We start from the raw sequence: 16,206 nt of genomic DNA, 5'->3' as shown, positions 1-16,206 counted from the left end.
CAGCGCCCCCAGCCTCACCCCGCGAGGATGCGAAGTACCTCGTCGGAGGCGTAGAAGGGCGCGAGGCGTTCACGGATCAATCCGGCCAGAACGCCTTCCCGCTTCGCGTTCTCGATGACCGCAGGTCCGTACCGCAGGATCTCCGCGGCGATGTCGTCACCGGTGAGACCGAGTTCGGGCAGCATGGCCGCCAGGGTGTAATCGCCGTACTTGGTGAAGAACACCTCCACGCACTCGTCCAGCAGCAGGCCGAAGTACTCCTTCTCGCGCGTGGTGACGGCGATTTCGTAGCACAGCAGCACCAGTTCGTTGAGGTCCTTGCGGCTGAGGTATTCGCGCAGACCGCTGACCGGTTCGTCGGCGTGCAGATCCCAGAACTCCATCGCGGCGGCGTGCACCGGCGCGTCGCGCAGCATCTCGCGGATGGCGTTGTTGGTGCGTTTGAGCGCGAACAGCGCGCCCTTGCCCGCCAGGTCGCCGACGAACGTGCCGTCGGCGGCCTTCTTGGCGCGATTGGCCGCCGACTGGCCCAGCGACATCAGCGAGGAGACGCCCGGGATCTTCTCCGCGCGCTCGCGGTTGGCCTGCATGAAGTCGTTGATCAGCTTGTCCACGAATTTCGACGCGACGGTGGCCACCAGCGGGCTCTCGGTGAGCCGGTCCAGGATGCGCTCCTGCGCCTGGTGCATGCCGAAGATCTTCTCCAGCAGCGCCTCGACCGGCTCGCGCTCGACCACCTCGCCGAGGGTGTAGTCGTTGTTGGTCGCGGTGTGGTCGTAGATGGAGTCGGCGAACACACCGACCATGTCGGCGAACACCGGACTGCCGCCGATCAGCTCGACGATGGTGCGGACGGTCTGCTTGGCCTGCTCGACCTCGACGACGTCCCGGAAGACGATCGTGTCGGCGACCCCGAGGACGGCCTCGGTGTCGCGCGCGATCACCTCCGCGAAGCGCTCGCCGGTGACCTCGGCGAGCAGGAATTCCACCTGGGCGTCCAGTAGCCGTTCGGCGATCTCACGCGGCTCGCTCATCGAATTCCACCCATCTTCATCCGGCGCGCCCGGCCCGGTTCACGTCTGGTGCGGCTCGGCGTCGTTGCCGTGCAACGATTCCCGGATCCGGTCCAGTCGCTCACGCACGGCCTTCTCGCGTGCCTGCCATTGTTCGTCCGCGCTGTGGCCCGCTGGAGTCTGCCGGTCGAGTTCGCCCATCCCCTGCGCGGTGCCGTAGCGCTGCTCGACCCTATCGCGAACTGACTCGAAAGTAGGAACACCGGAGACCGAATATCCACCGCTCAGGGCGGTGCCCGGCATACCCGGCGGCGGTACCGGTACCGCCGGTACCGCGGAACCGCCGCCTACCTGGCCGGATACCTCCGACCCCTGCCCTGGGAGCGCGGTGCCGCCGGCCGGGGTGGTGGGAGTCACATCCCCGGCGGCACCGGTATCCCCCGTCTCCACCAGCCCCAGCAACGCGGCATGGACCGCCGCGAACCCGGGACGGCCCGCCGTGGCGACCAGCAGGACACCTGCCAGTTCCGCGTCGGACAGCCCGCCCAACCGGCTCGCGATATCGCTGTTGTCACTCATACCGCCAGGCTACGCAGCCACGACCGCGCCGCACGTGGTTCACGACCGGACGAGTGCGCCCGCCCAGTCGCGCACGAGGTCGTACCAGGCCGAGCCGCCGACGACGATCAGATCGTTGTGCCCGGCCCCGGGAAACACGACGAGCCGTTTCGGCTCCGGCGCGGCGGCGTAGAGCCGGTGCGCGTGCCGCAGCGGCAGTAGCTCGTCCTGGTCGCCGTGCATGATCAGCACCGGAGCGCGCAGCGTGCGGATGCGGCGTTCGTTCGGATAGGCGTTCGGCACCAGGGGCGCGGGCAGGAACGGATACACCGAACGAGCCGCGTCGCGCAGACCGCTGAAGGTGGACATCAGCATCACCCCCGCCGGCGGATGGTGCTGCGCCAGCTCGAGCACGACGCCGCCGCCGAGGGACTTGCCCAGGTACAGCACACGATTCGGATCGACACCCGGTTGCGCGAGCAGCGCCCGGTGCGCGGCGTGCGCGTCCAGGTAGGTGCCGTGCTCGGTCGGCTTGCCGGTGCTGCGCCCGTACCCGCGGTAATCGAAGGCCAGCACGTCGAACCCGGCCTCGGTGAGCAACGCGTAGATCGGCACCCGGTCGCCGAGGTTGCCCGCGTTGCCGTGCGCGAAGAGGATGTGCCCGACCGAGTTCCGGGCGGGCATCCACCACGCGTGCACGATCTCCCCGTCCGAGGTGGGCAGGGACAGCTCGGCGTACTCCATGCCGAGCAGCGCCGGGGTCTGCAGCACCGTCCGCTCCGGCAGGTAGGTCAGCGCGTTGAGGATCGGACGGGCCGGGTGCCGCACCGCGTCAGCCTCGCAGCACCGCGCCCACGGCGTCGGCCGCCGCCGCGACGGCCGCGTCGCGCGCCGCACTGGCCTCGTCTTCGGTGAGGGTCCGGTCGGCGGCCCGGAAACGCAGGGCATAGGTGAGCGACTTGCGTCCCTCGCCCGCCTGAGCGCCTTCGTACACGTCGAACAGCGCGATGTCCTCCAGCAGCTCGCCGCCGCCGGTGCGCAGCGCGGCCTGTACGGTCGCCGCCGGAATCGTCTTCTCGACGCTCACCGAGACGTCCTGCAGCACCGCGGGGAACGGCGACACGATGGGAACCGGTCGCGCTTCCCGCAGCGGCAACGCGTCGAGGTCGAGTTCGACGGCACACGTGCGCGGCGGCAGACCCGAACGTTCCAGCACGGCGGGGTGCAGTTCACCCGCGTAGCCGACGACCGTTCCGTCGACCACCAACTCGGCGCAGCGACCGGGATGCCAGGGCAGCTGGGCCGCCGCCCTGCGCTCGATGGTCACACCGGCCGCGTCGGCGACGGCGTCGGCCAGTGCGAACGCGTCGGCGGCCTCGACGGCACGCCCCGGACCCCACGGCCCGCGCGGCTCGCGGCGGCCGGTCAGGACGGCGGCCACGTGCACCGGCTGCTCGGGCAGCGAGTCGAGCAGCTCGGCGATCTCGGCGTCGGTGGGGCGCCGGTCCACCGGCAGCGGGTCGACCGCCCTGATGTTCGCCCCGGGCCGCACGACCTGCGCGATGCCATAGATCGCCAGATCACGCGCACCCCGCGAGATGTTGCGGACGGCCACTTCGAGCAGGCCGGGCAGCAGAGTGGTGGCCAGTTCGGCGCGCTCCACGTCGAGTGGATTGAGCACCCTGGTGGTGGCGCGGCGCGGGTCGTCGGCATCCAGGCCCCAGGTGTCGAACACCCCGGCGGGCAGGAACACCGGCGGCAGAACCTCCACGGCGCCGGCGAAAGCCAGTGCGCGGCTGACGGCGCGACGGCGGCGCTGGGTCGGCGTGAGGCCCCGCCCGGCCGGTGCGGTGGGCAGCACGGACGGGATCTGCTCGAGGCCTTCCAGCCGCAGCACCTCTTCCACCAGGTCGGCGGGCTGGGCCAAGTCGGGCCGCCAGCTGGGCGGGGTCACCACCAGCTGGCCGTGCCCGGCCTCGCTGACGGCGACCTCCACGGTGCAGCCGATCTGGGCCAAGCGGCGCGCGGAGGTTCCAGTGGGGTAGGTGACGCCCGCGACGCGGTCGGCCAGGTCGATGTCCATCCGGATGGGCTCGGGTGCCGGGATCGGTGCCCGGAAATCCGTCAGCACGGGTTCGACGGTGCCACCGGCGATTTCGGCGAGCAGGGTGGCCGCGCGGTCCAGCGCGGCGACGTTGATCTCCGGATCGACGACCCGCTCGTACCGCTTGCCCGCCTCGGACACCAGCTTGTGCCTGCGCGCGGTCCGGTAGACCAGCAACGGGTTCCAGGTGGCCGCCTCGAGCAGGATGTCGGTGCTGTGCGCGCCGACCTCGGTGCTCGCGCCGCCCATCACGCCCGCCAGCGAGACGACACCCGAATCGTCGGCGATCACCACGTCCTCGGCGTCGAGCGTGCGTTCCACCTCGTCCAAGGTGCGCAGGGTCTCGCCCTGGTTCGCGGTGCGGACCACCAGGCCGCCCGACACCTTCGCGGCGTCGAAGGCGTGCAGCGGCTGCCCCAGCTCGAGCATCACGTAATTGGTGACATCCACCGCGGGCGAGATCGGGCGCACGCCCGACAGCAGCAGCCTGCGCTGCAACCACCAGGGGCTTACCGCCTTCGGGTCGATGCCGGTGACCCGGCGGGCCGCGAAGCGGGTGCACCGGGAGTCCGGCTCGACCCGGATCGACCAGGCTTCCTGCTCGTGGTCGGGCAGGGTACGCACCGCCGGGTCGGCGTATTCGAGATCGAAGCCGCAGGCCAGTTCGCGCGCCAGGCCGCGCACCGAGAAGCAGTAGCCGCGGTCGGGGGTGATGTTCAGTTCGATGACGGTGTCGTCCAGACCGAGCAGCGCGTTGGCGTCGGTGCCCGGCTCGGCGGTGCCCGGTTCCAGCACCAGGATGCCGGAATGGTCCTTGCCGATACCGAGTTCGGCGACCGAGCAGATCATTCCGTTGGAGACGTGGCCGTAGGTCTTGCGCGAGGTGATCTCGAACCCACCGGGCAGCACGCCACCGGGCAGCACCGCGACGACCAGGTCACCGACCTCGAAATTCCGCGCGCCGCAGATGATCTCCTGCAGCTCGGGCTTGCCGATGTCCACCTTGCAGAAGCGGATCGGCTTCTTGAACTCGGTCAGTTCGGTGATCTCGGCGACCCGGCCGACCACCAGCCGCGGCTCGCCGTCCTCCGGGCCCGCGACCCGATGGAGCTTGTCGACCTCTTCGACTTCCAGTCCGACCCGGACGAATCCCGCGTCGAGCTCCTCCGGCGTCACCGACCACTCCGGGTTGGTGCGCTGGATGATGTCGGTCAGCCAGGACTGCGCTACTCGCACTTGACGTTTCGCTCTCTCGATCGAAGGGTGAGGTCAGGACCGGATACCGAAGGGCAGCGTGAAACGCACGTCGCCCTCGACGATGTCGCGCATGTCCGGGATGCCGTTGCGGAACTGCAGCGTCCGTTCCAGGCCCATCCCGAACGCGAACCCGCTGTACACCTCGGGATCGATCCCGCTGGCGATCAGCACCTTCGGGTTCACCATGCCGCAGCCGCCCCACTCGACCCAGCCCGCGCCGCCCTTCTTGTCCGGGAACCACACGTCGACCTCGGCCGAGGGCTCGGTGAACGGGAAGTAGTTCGGGCGCATGCGAGTGCGGGTCTCCGGGCCGAACAGTGCCCTGGCGAACGCGTCCAGCGTGCCGCGCAGATGCGCCATGGTCAGGCCCTTGTCTACCGCCAGGCCCTCGACCTGCGAGAACACCGGAGTGTGCGTGGCGTCGAGCTCATCGGTGCGGAAGGTGCGGCCCGGGCAGACCACATAGATCGGCAGGTCGCGTTCCAGCATCGAGCGCACCTGCACCGGAGAAGTGTGCGTGCGCAGCACCTGCCGCGAGCCCTCCGGCGCGATGTGGAAGGTGTCCTGCATGGTGCGGGCCGGATGGTCGGGCAGGAAGTTCAGCGCGTCGAAGTTGAAGTGCTCGGTCTCCACCTCGGGACCTTCGGCGACCTCCCAGCCCATCGCGACGAACACATCGGCGATCTGCTCGGAGATAACGGTGATCGGGTGCCGGGCGCCCACGGCCGCGCGGCCCGCGGGCAGCGTCACGTCGATCGCCTCGGCGACCAGCACGGCGGCGTCACGCTCGGCCAGCAAGGTGGCGCGGCGCGCCTCGAACGCCTCCGACACCCGGGACCTGGCGACGTTGACCCGCTTGCCCGCGTCGGCTTTCTCCGACTTGGGCAGGCTGCCCAGCGCACGCTGCGCCAGGGCCAGCGGCGCCTTGCCGCCGAGGTGCTCGGTTTTCGCGACCGCGAGCGCATCCAGGTCGGCGGCAGCGGCGAACGCCTTCTCGGCGGCCGCCGCTGCCGCGGCCAGTGCCTCCTCGGTCAGCGCCGCGTTCTGCTCGCCTGCGTCGATGTCGTCGGCCACGATGCTCCGTCTCTCCCCTGGGGATCGGTTCACGGGCACGGCTGCCGCCTGCCCGCATTGCTGCTGGTCGCAATCGTATTCGATGCGCTACGGCGGATTCACCCGGATTACCCGCGACGGCGCGCGAGCCGTGTGGTAGCCACGCGGGCCTGCACCCGCACGCGCCGAGCAGGCCGGGCATGCGCCGGAGCCGCCCGGCAACCGGTCCGGAACGGCACGGACCGTCACCACCTCCGGACGCAGGCCGAGCAGGAAGGGGATGAGGGGGGGTTCCGGCAGCCGCCGCGGAACGCCCGGCCGAGGAGAGAACTCCGGTGACCGGGCGTCCAGCGATCGACGCGACGGTTCGGCGGTCAGCGCGCGACGGCGATGCGGGCGGGCAGCAACCGCGACACCACCGCGCCGACCGCGACGATCGCGGCGCCGACCCACACCGCGGGCACCAATCCGTCGACGTAGCTCTGCGGATCCTCGTAGGAGCCCTGCGCGGCGAAGACCGACGCCAGCACCGCGACGCCCATGGCCACCCCGACTTCCCGCAGGGTGTTGTTGGTTCCCGACGCTATCGCGCGGTCCTCCTCCGCCGCCGCGGCCATCACCACGGTGGCGCTGGGCGCGAAGGTCAGGCCCATGCCGATGCCGCCGAGCAGGAACGGACCGACGAACGACAGGTAACTCGCGTCGACGGAGGTGACCACCGCCATCCAGGCCAGCGCGACGGCCAGCAACGCCTGCCCGGTGCTGAGCAGCGCCCTGGCGCCGACCCGGTCGACGATCAAACCCGCCAGCGGAGCGACGACCATGGGCGCCATCGTCCACGGCATGGTGCGGATTCCGGACTGCAACGGCCCATAGCCCTGCACGACCTGGAAGTACTGGGCCAGCAGGAAGATCGAGCCGAACACGCCCATCGAGAAGGTGAAGCCGGTCGCATTGCTCACCCGGAAGGCGCGGGAGCGGAACAACCGCAGCGGCAGCATCGGCTCCGGCGTACGCAGCTCCCAGGCGATCAGGCAGCCGAGCAGCACGACGCCGCCGACCAGCGCGGACAGCACGCCGGAAGACGTCCAGCCATCGTCGGCGCCGTGGATCACGCCCGACACCACCGCCAGCACACCGCCCGCCGACAGCAGCAGCCCGAGCAGGTCGACCCGCCTGCTGCCGCCGTGCGACTCCCCCAGTACCCGCAGCGCGAACGGCAGCACCAGCAGGCCGATCGGCACGTTCACCCAGAAGATCCACTGCCAGCTCAGCCCCTCGACGACCGCGCCGCCGATGAGCGGACCCAGTGCCACGCCGAGGCCCGCGATCCCGCCCCAGATGCCGATGGCGGCGCTGCGCATCTTCTCCGGCACCGCCGCCGACAGCAGTGTCAGCGACAGCGGCATCACCGCCGCCGCGCCGAAGCCCTGTACCGCCCGCGCCGCGATGAGCATGCCCGGTGCGGTCGCCAGCGCGCAGATCGCGGAGGCCGCCGTGAACACCGCGATGCCGACCAGGAAGATCCGGCGTCTGCCGAGCCGGTCACCGAGGGCGGACGCGGTGAGCAGCAGCGAGGCGAACGACAGTGTGTAGGCGTTCACGAACCATTGCAGGTCGGCCAGCGAGGCGCCGAGTTCGGTGCGGATCACCGGCAGCGCGTTCGTCACGACCAGGTTGTCCAGCGTGACCATGAACATCGGGATGCCGACCGCGGCCAGTACGGCGGCGAGCCTGCGACCACCGATCGCGGCCGGGGGCGCGGCGACCGGCGCCGCGGCGGGTGGAAGGGTCTCGGTCATGTCCAGTCCTTGTTGTAATCGACTGATAACTAATGTGGAGAACGTTATGCATCGACTGATAACATGTCAAGACCGAGCCCAGACCAGCGAACACGGAGCACGATGGCGACCAGGACCAGGATGACGGCGAGCGAACGGGGCGAGCAGGTGCTGCGCGCGGCGATCCGCGCGTTCGCCGAAGCCGGTTACGCCGCCACCCGGACCGACGAGATCGCCCGGCGCGCGGGCGTGTCACAGCCGTACGTGATCCGGCTGTTCGGCACCAAACAGAACCTGTTCCGCGCCGCCCTGCACCGCGTGTGCGACCGGATCGAGGAGGTCTTCCGCGCCGCGCGCGCGGAGGCGGCGCCCGACGCGGACCCCGAAGCGGCTTTGGCGGCACTCGGCGGCGGCTATTCGGTCTTCCTCGCCGAACGCGAGCTGCTCCAGCTACTGCTGCACGGGTTCGCGGCCAGCATCGAGCCGGAGATCGGCAACCAGGTCAGGACCCGATTCGGGGAGATCTACCAGGTGATCCGGGAACTGACGGGCGCATCGGAAACGGAGGTTCGGCGCTTCCTCGCCACCGGAATGCTGCTCACGGTGATGAGCGCGATGCGAGTGGCGGGACCCGACGCGATTCCCGCGGCGTGGGCGACGGAGCTGCTGGAGAATCTGAGCACCCACGGCGATTGACGACCTGAAGTCGCCTTCACACGCGGCGCGATGCAATCACACCTCGCCATCACCGAAGCGACCTCACGCCCCCACCAAAACCCTGGTAGTTGGATCACAACGCGCGCAACCACACCGCCTCCACCTCGGGTTTCGAGCGAAGCGAGACCGAGCATCCGCCGTTCGCGGCCCGGCTCGCGTCCGAGTGGCCGCCGCGTCCGCGACGAAGGAGCAAGCGGCGGTCGCTCGGACGCGAGCCATGAAGGGGCCGCGAACACCCAGCGCCGCGGGCGCTGGAAAACCAACACAGAGCTCAGGCACCGTAGCGAACGCGGGAGTTCGCGTACAGGCAGATCGCGGCGGCCGTCGCCAGGTTCAGGCTCTCGGCGCGGCCACGAATGGGAATGCGGATGCGATGGTCGGCCCGGCGTGCCACGGCCGGGTCCAAGCCGTGCGCCTCGTTGCCGAACAGCCAGGCCACCGGCTCGGTGAACAGTGCGTCGGCGTCGTCGAGGCCGACTTCGCCGTTCGCCGCCGTCGCCAGGATCGTGATACCCGCCGCGGCGATCGCGTCCAGCGTCTCGGCCACATCGCGGTGCCGCGCGATCGGCACGTGGAAGATGCTGCCCGCGCTGGCCCGCACGCACTTGCCGTTGTGCGGGTCGACCGTGTCACCCGCCAGCACCACGCCATCGGCGCCGACCGCGTCGGCGACCCGCACGAGCGTGCCGGCGTTCCCGGGCTCGGCCATCTCGACCGGGACGGCCAGCATGCGCGGTCGCGCGTCCAAGATCCGGCTCAAGGGCACGTCGAGCAGGTCACAAACCGCCACCAGCCCCGGCGCGGTCACGGTTTCCCCGAGATGCTGTGCCGCTCGATCGCTGACCAGCGTGGTGCGGACCCCCACCGCGGCCGCCCCCGCGATCAGCGCGTGATCTCGTTCGGCGGCCGCCGCCGAAAAGAACAACTCGTGGACGCGCGCGGTCTCCAGCGCCGCGGCGACGGCATTGGCGCCTTCGGCGAGGAATCGTCCCGTTTTGCGACGCTGCGCGCCACGCTGCAGCTTGACAGCGGAAACGACCCGCGGATTGCGCTCGCTGAGCGCTTCCACGGGTCGTTCCGAAAGTTGTCCGTGTGCCAACGGATGCGGCTCAGGCGGCCGGCGCGTTGACGTCCTGCGGCAGGGCGGCCTTCGCGACGGCGACGAGACCGGCGAACGCCTCGGCGTCCGACACCGCCAGCTCGGCGAGGATCTTGCGGTCCACCTCGACACCGGCGGCCTTCAGGCCCTGGATGAAGCGGTTGTAGGTGATGTCGTTGATCCGCGCGGCGGCGTTGATGCGCGCGATCCACAGCTTGCGGAAGTCACCCTTGCGCGCCCGGCGGTCCCGGTAGGCGTAGGTGAGCGAGTGCAGCTGCTGTTCCTTGGCCTTGCGGTACAGCCGCGAGCGCTGGCCGCGGTAACCCTTGGAGGCCTCGAGGATGGAACGGCGCTTCTTCTGAGCGTTGACGGCCCTTTTGACGCGTGCCACTGGTCAGTCCTGTTCGATCTGGGGGCGCGGGGCAGCGCCCGGAAATGGGTCGGTGGGTGGCGACGGAGCTGGTCCGGTCGCGGTGTGCCTATCGGTCTGCGCGGGGCGCGATCAGAGACCGAGCAGCTTCTTCACGCGACGGACGTCGGCGGAGGCGACAACTTCCACGCCGTCCAGACGACGAGTCCGGCGGCTGGGCTTGTGCTCGAACAGGTGGCGACGGTTCGCCTGCTGGCGCAGCAGCTTGCCTTTACCGGACACCTTGAATCGCTTCGAGGCGCCGCTGTGGGTCTTCATCTTCGGCATGGATTCCTCTATCTGTCGTCCCGGCGGTCGGGGCGGACCGCCGGTGTTCTGATCGGTGTTACTGCGGGCCGGCGGTCTCGGCCTGCTCCGCAGCGGGCTGACCGGCCGGGGCAGCGCTGGGCGCCGGGCGCGGGGCCGACTCCTGCTGCGCCTTCACCCGGGTCTTCGCACCCTTGTGGGGGGCGAGGACCATGGTCATGTTGCGACCGTCCTGCTTGGCCGAGGTTTCCACGAAACCGAGCTCGGCGACGTCGGACGCCAGGCGCTGCAGCAGCCGGAAGCCGAGTTCGGGACGGGACTGCTCGCGTCCCCGGAACATGATCGTCACCTTGACCTTGGACCCGGCCTCGAGGAAGCGAACGACGTTGCGCTTCTTGGTCTCGTAGTCGTGGTCGTCGATCTTCGGACGGAGCTTCTGCTCCTTGATCACCGTCTGCTGCTGGTTCTTCCGAGACTCGCGCGCCTTCTGCGCCGTCTCGTACTTGAACTTGCCGTAATCCATGATCTTGCAGACCGGCGGACGGGCATCCGGTGCCACCTCGACCAGATCGAGGTCGGCTTCGAGGGCGACGCGTAGTGCATCTTCAACACGCACGATCCCAACCTGCTCGCCGCCCGGTCCGATGAGCCGGACCTCGGGAACACGGATGCGATCGTTGATGCGGGTCTCAGTGCTGATGGGGCCTCCTAGGTCAAGCGGTGTCGTCGGACGACCGCGCGCAATAACTGCAACCCCTGTTCAACACGAAGGCCCCGGTGCGGTATTCCGCCACGGGGCCCGATGTCGACCGATCGCCGGCCACGAGTGAACTCGGGCCGACCCTCGCGTCCCGGTTCTCCACGAGAACCTCGGCACGAGAAACCCGCCCTCGCGGGGCGGGCGACCGGACCGTTGGCCGTGCGATGATTCGTCGGCAACGGTGGGAGTCGGGCTCCACTTATCAGCCCCGGGGCAAGCCCGGGGCGGTCGTCAGCGGAAAGTCTAACATTCCGTTCCGCTATCGCCGAATCGGGCCGAAATCACTTGCCCGGCCGCGTCCCGCGTGCCACGCTCCCCCGGTGCTCACACCACGCCGTGACCTGCTGCGATGGCAGTTCGACCTGACCTGGTCACTCGCCGGGATCCACCTCGACGCTCTCACACCGGAGGACTTCCTCTGGGAACCCGCCGAACTCAGCTGGACGGTCCGCCCCGATGCCGACGGCGTATGGCGGCCGGATTGGGCCGACACCGAACCCGACCCCGTGCCCGTCCCCACGATCGGCTGGCTCACCTGGCACATCGGCTGGTGGTGGGGCGCCGCCATCGATCATGCCGAAGGCGCCACCCCGCCCGCGCGGGAGGACGTGCACTGGCCCGGCGACGGCGCCGCCGCCATCGCCTGCCTGCGCGATCTGCGCAGCGAGTGGACGCGCGTGCTCGACGGGCTCGACGAGACCGATCTGGACCGCCCTTCCGCCTATCCGTGGCCCGCCGAGGCCGGGCTGACCGTCGCGCACCTGGCGGGCTGGGTGAACGCGGAGCTGATGAAGAACGTCACGGAGATCGGCCACCTCCGGATGCTGCGCGCGGCGTCGCTAGCCTGAAGGCATGACTGACGAGCTCGACGCCTCCGTACGCGAACTGGCCGACATCCCCGCGGTCGAGGTGATCAGCCGCGCCGCGGTGATGCTGATGAGCTCGGCGGCGGAGAAGCTCGGGCTGGCCGACGAGGACCCGGACGCCAGCCCGCGCCGCGACCTGGACGAGGCGCGCCGCCTGATCACCGCGCTGGCGGGACTCGTCACGGCGTCGGTGGAGTACCTGGGCCCGCACGCCGGACCGATTCGCGAAGGGTTGCAGTCGCTGCAACGCGCCTTCCGCGAGTCCTCCGCGCATCCCGACGAGCCGGGCAAGGGCCCTGGCGAGAAGTACACCGGCCCGGTCTACTGACCGGCTCGGCCACGGGACACGAGGACGCCGCGCCCAGCGGCTCGATCCCGGCGCTGAGCGAGGACGCCCGGTGTCTCGCCGCGCCGAGCCGCCGACCGCGGGCGGCATACGGCGAGGACATACCCGTCGGGCCCCGGCCCGACGGAATTCCGAAGCGCGGCGGAAATTGTGGGCGAATCACGCACTGAGACAATGATGTTTAGGAAATTTCCCAACGGGTAGGGCACAGTGAGCCCATGGCTACTCGGATTCTGCTCGCTCCCGGATTCTGGCTCGGTGCATGGGCGTGGGACGAGGTCGCACCCGATCTGCGGCAGCGTGGCAACGAGGTAACGGCGCTCACGCTCCCCGGCCTGGACGCGGCTGATCCCGATCGGTTGTCGGCCACCCTGGAATCCCAAGCGCAAGCCATCATCGACGCGGTGCCCGCGGACGAGACCGTCGTGCTCGTCGCGCACTCCGGCGGCGCGGCGCCCGCCTATCTCGCCATCGACCGGGCGCCCGCCCTGTTCCGCCGGGCGATCTACGTCGACAGCGCGCCGCTGCCCAACGGCTTCGTCATCAACTCCGCACTGGACATCGCCGCGCGCGAGTGGGCGCTGCCGGAATGGCCCGAACTGGAGGCGGGAGGCAGCAGCTTGGCGGGCCTGGACGAAGCCGCCCTGGCGCGCTTCCGCGAACGCGCCGTGCCGGAGCCCACGTCCGTCGCTGCCGCGCCGCTGCGATTGAGCGATTCGGCCGCGCGGCTGGCGGTGGCGACCACCGTGATCTGCAGCAGCATGACCGCCGATCTGGTCGAGAAGCTGCGGGACAACGGGGAAGCCCCCCTCTTCGCGGAGCTGGCGCGCATCGATGCCGAGTACGTCGACCTGCCCACCGGACACTGGCCCATGTGGTCGAAGCCGAAGGAACTCGCCGCACTGATCCACACCATCGCCAACCGCTGAGGCGAAAAGCGGCGCGGCCCCGGAGCATCCGGGCCGCGCCGCATCGGACGAGGGGTCAGCCGACCGCCGCGGTCTTCTTCACCGCGCGCTTGGTGGCCTTCGCCGCGGCCTTCTTCGCCGGAGCCTTCTTCGCGGCGGTCTGCGGCGCGGGCGGCTGGTCCAGCACCTCTTTGAGGAACTGGCCGGTATAGCTGTGCGCGACGGCCGCGACCTCTTCCGGCGTGCCTTGCGCCACCACGGTGCCGCCGCCGGAGCCGCCCTCGGGGCCCATGTCGATCACCCAGTCGGAGGTCTTGATGACGTCCAGGTTGTGTTCGATGACGATCACCGTGTTGCCCTTGTCCACCAAGCCGTTGATGACGTTGAGCAGCTTGCGGATGTCCTCGAAGTGCAGGCCCGTGGTCGGCTCGTCGAGGATGTACACGGTGCGGCCGGTGGACCGCTTCTGCAACTCGGCGGCGAGCTTCACCCGCTGGGCCTCGCCACCGGAGAGGGTGGGAGCGCTCTGCCCGAGGCGCACATAGCCGAGCCCGACGTCCACCAGGGTCTTGAGGTAGCGGTGGATCGAGGTCACCGGTTCGAAGAACTCGGCGGCCTCCTCGATGGACATGTCCAGCACCTCGGCGATGGTCTTGCCCTTGTAGTGCACCTCGAGGGTTTCCCGGTTGTACCGGGCCCCGTGGCAGACCTCGCAGGGAACGTAGACGTCCGGCAGGAAGTTCATCTCGATCTTCAGCGTGCCGTCGCCGGAGCAGGCCTCGCAGCGACCTCCCTTGACGTTGAACGAGAACCGGCCCGGCTGGTATCCCCGCACCTTCGCCTCGGTGGTGGCCGCGAACAACGTGCGGATCTTGTCGAAGACGCCGGTGTAGGTGGCCGGATTGGACCGCGGCGTGCGGCCGATCGGCGACTGGTCCACCTGCACCAGTTTGTCGAGGTGGTCGAGGCCGTTGACCCGGGTGTGCCTGCCGGGCACCTGCCGCGCGCCGTTGAGCCGGTTCGCGAGCACCGTCGCCAGGATGTCGTTCACCAAGGTCGACTTGCCCGATCCGGAGACGCCCGTCACCGAGGTGAGCACACCGAGCGGGAAGGCGACGTCGATGCCCTGGAGATTGTGCTCGCTCGCCCCGACGACGGTCAGCTGGCGCTTCTTGCCGACCGGACGGCGCACCAGCGGCACCTCGATCCGCTCCCGGCCCGACAGATATGCCCCGGTCAGCGAGTTCGGGTCGGTGAGCAGTTCTTCGTAGGGCCCGCTGTGCACCACCGTGCCGCCGTGCTCGCCGGCGAACGGGCCGATGTCGACCACCCAGTCCGAGGCGCGGATGGTGTCCTCGTCGTGCTCGACCACGATCAGCGTGTTGCCGAGATTGCGCAGGCGCGTGAGGGTTTCGATGAGCCTGCGATTGTCCCGCTGGTGCAGGCCGATGGACGGCTCGTCGAGCACGTACAGCACGCCGACCAGACCGGAGCCGATCTGGGTGGCGAGCCGGATGCGCTGCGCCTCACCGCCGGAGAGCGTGGCGGCCGCGCGGGACAGCGAGAGGTACTCCAGGCCCACATCGAGCAGGAAGCCCAGCCGCGCCTGCACCTCCTTGAGCACCTGCCCGGCGATGGCCGCCTCGCGCTCCCCCAGGGTGAGCGAATTCAGGAACGCCGAGCACTCGCCGATGGACAGGTCGCTGACGTCGGCGATGGACTTCTTGTCGCCGTTCGCGGCGATGGTGACGGCGAGGATCTCCGGGCGCAGCCGGGCGCCGTTGCACACCGGGCACGGGATGTCGCGCATGTACCCGTCGTAGTGCTCTTTCATCTGCTCGGACTCGGTACTCTCCAGGCGCCGCTGCAGGAACGGCATCACGCCCTCGAAGTCCGCGTAGTACGAGCGCTTGCGGCCGTAGCGGTTGGTGTAGGACACGTGCACCTGGTCGGCGCTGCCCTCCAGCACCGCTTTGCGTGCCTTGGGCGGCAGATCCTGCCACGGGGTGTCCATGGAGAAGCCGATGGCGTCGGCGAGACCGGACAGCAGCCTGGTGAAGTACTCGGCGGTCTGGCCGCGCGACCACGGCGCGATGGCGCCGTCGTTGAGGCTCAGCGCCGGGTCGGGCACCACCAGTTCCGGGTCGACCTCCTTGCGGATGCCGAGACCGGTGCAGTCCGGGCAGGCGCCGTAGGGCGAGTTGAACGAGAACGAGCGCGGCTCCAGGTCCTCGATGTCGAGCGGGTGACCGTTCGGGCAGGCGAGACGCTCGGAGAAGCGGCGCTCCCGGTCGTGCGCGTGCTCGTCGCGATCGACGAAGTCGAGCACCACGATGCCGTCGGCGAGCCGCAGCGCGGTCTCGATCGAATCGGTCAAGCGCTGCTTGGAACCCGGCTTCACCGCCAGCCGGTCGACCACGACCTCGACGTCGTGCTTCTCCTGCTTCTTCAGCTTCGGCGGGTCGGTGAGCGGATACACCACGCCGTCGACCCGCACGCGGGAGTAGCCCTGGGAGTTCAGCTGGTCGAACAGGTCGACGAACTCGCCCTTGCGGGTGCGCACCACCGGGGCGAGCACCTGGAAGCGGATGCCCTCCTCCATGGCCAGCACCTGGTCGACGATCTGCTGCGGCGTCTGCTTGGCGATCAGCTCGCCGCACACGGGGCAGTGCGGCGTGCCCGCCCGCGCGTAGAGCAGCCGCAGATAGTCGTAGACCTCGGTGATGGTGCCCACGGTGGAGCGCGGGTTGCGGTTGGTCGACTTCTGGTCGATGGACACCGCGGGTGACAGGCCTTCGATGAAGTCGACGTCGGGTTTGTCCATCTGCCCCAGGAACTGCCGCGCGTACGCCGACAGCGACTCGACGTAGCGGCGCTGCCCTTCGGCGAAGATCGTGTCGAAGGCCAGGCTGGACTTGCCGGAGCCGGACAGACCGGTGAACACGATGAGGCTGTCGCGGGGCAGGTCGAGATCGACACCCTTCAGGTTGTGCTCCCGAGCTCCGCGCACAGTGAGGCGTTCCGCCACAGGTCGTCCCTTCTCCTTCGTGTTCGGCGTCCAGACATAC

Annotated in this window: 15 protein-coding genes; 4 read left to right on the top strand and 11 right to left on the bottom strand. The window is 69.7% G+C overall.

Going from position 1 to position 16,206, the window contains the following annotated elements; all coding sequences use genetic code 11:
* Positions 1 to 14: 14 nt before the first annotated feature.
* From ACZ6DL_RS30590 to ACZ6DL_RS30565, 6 genes are all read right to left on the bottom strand, one after another.
* A complete protein-coding gene (locus ACZ6DL_RS30590; RefSeq protein ID WP_466056279.1) occupies positions 15 to 1,034 on the bottom strand; it encodes a hypothetical protein in 1,020 nt (339 codons plus the stop codon).
* Between the two features lie 39 nt (positions 1,035 to 1,073).
* The gene (locus ACZ6DL_RS30585) at positions 1,074 to 1,592 is read right to left on the bottom strand and encodes a PspA/IM30 family protein (RefSeq protein WP_466056277.1); all 519 of its coding nucleotides are present in this window, start codon (positions 1,590 to 1,592) and stop codon (positions 1,074 to 1,076) included.
* A 39-nt stretch (positions 1,593 to 1,631) separates the two neighbouring features.
* Positions 1,632 to 2,399, bottom strand: a complete 768-nt coding sequence (locus ACZ6DL_RS30580) for an alpha/beta hydrolase (RefSeq protein ID WP_062970961.1) — start codon at positions 2,397 to 2,399, stop codon at positions 1,632 to 1,634.
* A 4-nt stretch (positions 2,400 to 2,403) separates the two neighbouring features.
* Positions 2,404 to 4,911 (bottom strand): phenylalanine--tRNA ligase subunit beta, encoded by a 2,508-nt coding sequence (gene pheT / locus ACZ6DL_RS30575; RefSeq protein WP_466056275.1) that lies wholly within the window; start codon positions 4,909 to 4,911, stop codon positions 2,404 to 2,406.
* 33 nt (positions 4,912 to 4,944) lie between these two features.
* Positions 4,945 to 6,006: a phenylalanine--tRNA ligase subunit alpha gene (gene pheS, locus ACZ6DL_RS30570; protein WP_062970781.1), complete on the bottom strand. Its 1,062-nt coding sequence runs from the start codon at positions 6,004 to 6,006 to the stop codon at positions 4,945 to 4,947.
* A 353-nt stretch (positions 6,007 to 6,359) separates the two neighbouring features.
* Complete coding sequence (locus ACZ6DL_RS30565; protein WP_466056273.1) at positions 6,360 to 7,787, bottom strand: MFS transporter; 1,428 nt, start codon at positions 7,785 to 7,787, stop codon at positions 6,360 to 6,362.
* A gap of 102 nt (positions 7,788 to 7,889) precedes the next feature.
* On the opposite strand from ACZ6DL_RS30565, the gene ACZ6DL_RS30560 reads away from it, so the two are divergent.
* Complete coding sequence (locus ACZ6DL_RS30560; RefSeq protein ID WP_466056271.1) at positions 7,890 to 8,462, top strand: TetR/AcrR family transcriptional regulator; 573 nt, start codon at positions 7,890 to 7,892, stop codon at positions 8,460 to 8,462.
* Between the two features lie 292 nt (positions 8,463 to 8,754).
* Here ACZ6DL_RS30560 and ACZ6DL_RS30555 read toward each other — a convergent pair whose 3' ends face one another.
* The 4 genes from ACZ6DL_RS30555 to infC all read right to left on the bottom strand — a co-directional run bounded on the left by ACZ6DL_RS30555 (position 8,755) and on the right by infC (position 11,003).
* Complete coding sequence (locus ACZ6DL_RS30555) at positions 8,755 to 9,552, bottom strand: TrmH family RNA methyltransferase (RefSeq protein ID WP_466056269.1); 798 nt, start codon at positions 9,550 to 9,552, stop codon at positions 8,755 to 8,757.
* A gap of 40 nt (positions 9,553 to 9,592) precedes the next feature.
* Positions 9,593 to 9,973 (bottom strand): 50S ribosomal protein L20, encoded by a 381-nt coding sequence (gene rplT, locus ACZ6DL_RS30550; RefSeq protein ID WP_039797323.1) that lies wholly within the window; start codon positions 9,971 to 9,973, stop codon positions 9,593 to 9,595.
* Positions 9,974 to 10,084: 111 nt separating this feature from the next.
* Positions 10,085 to 10,279, bottom strand: a complete 195-nt coding sequence (gene rpmI / locus ACZ6DL_RS30545) for a 50S ribosomal protein L35 (protein ID WP_039797322.1) — start codon at positions 10,277 to 10,279, stop codon at positions 10,085 to 10,087.
* A gap of 58 nt (positions 10,280 to 10,337) precedes the next feature.
* A complete protein-coding gene (infC, locus tag ACZ6DL_RS30540; RefSeq protein WP_083863358.1) occupies positions 10,338 to 11,003 on the bottom strand; it encodes a translation initiation factor IF-3 in 666 nt (221 codons plus the stop codon).
* Positions 11,004 to 11,338: 335 nt separating this feature from the next.
* Here infC and ACZ6DL_RS30535 point away from each other — a divergent pair, with 335 nt between their 5' ends.
* From ACZ6DL_RS30535 to ACZ6DL_RS30525, 3 genes are all read left to right on the top strand, one after another.
* The gene (locus tag ACZ6DL_RS30535) at positions 11,339 to 11,866 is read left to right on the top strand and encodes a DinB family protein (protein WP_466056267.1); all 528 of its coding nucleotides are present in this window, start codon (positions 11,339 to 11,341) and stop codon (positions 11,864 to 11,866) included.
* A gap of 4 nt (positions 11,867 to 11,870) precedes the next feature.
* Positions 11,871 to 12,212 (top strand): DUF1844 domain-containing protein, encoded by a 342-nt coding sequence (locus ACZ6DL_RS30530; protein ID WP_040866072.1) that lies wholly within the window; start codon positions 11,871 to 11,873, stop codon positions 12,210 to 12,212.
* 236 nt (positions 12,213 to 12,448) lie between these two features.
* On the top strand, positions 12,449 to 13,159 hold the full coding sequence (locus ACZ6DL_RS30525) for an alpha/beta fold hydrolase (protein WP_393238091.1): 711 nt from the start codon (positions 12,449 to 12,451) through the stop codon (positions 13,157 to 13,159).
* Positions 13,160 to 13,214: 55 nt separating this feature from the next.
* Here the strand turns inward: ACZ6DL_RS30525 and uvrA are convergent, their stop codons facing one another.
* A complete protein-coding gene (gene uvrA / locus ACZ6DL_RS30520) occupies positions 13,215 to 16,166 on the bottom strand; it encodes an excinuclease ABC subunit UvrA (protein WP_466056265.1) in 2,952 nt (983 codons plus the stop codon).
* Positions 16,167 to 16,206: the final 40 nt, after the last annotated feature.

The sequence above is a fragment of the Nocardia sp. NPDC041819 genome (assembly GCF_055590505.1).
Note: the sequence above shows the minus strand (reverse complement) of the source record. Positions and strands in the feature narration are given on the sequence as shown.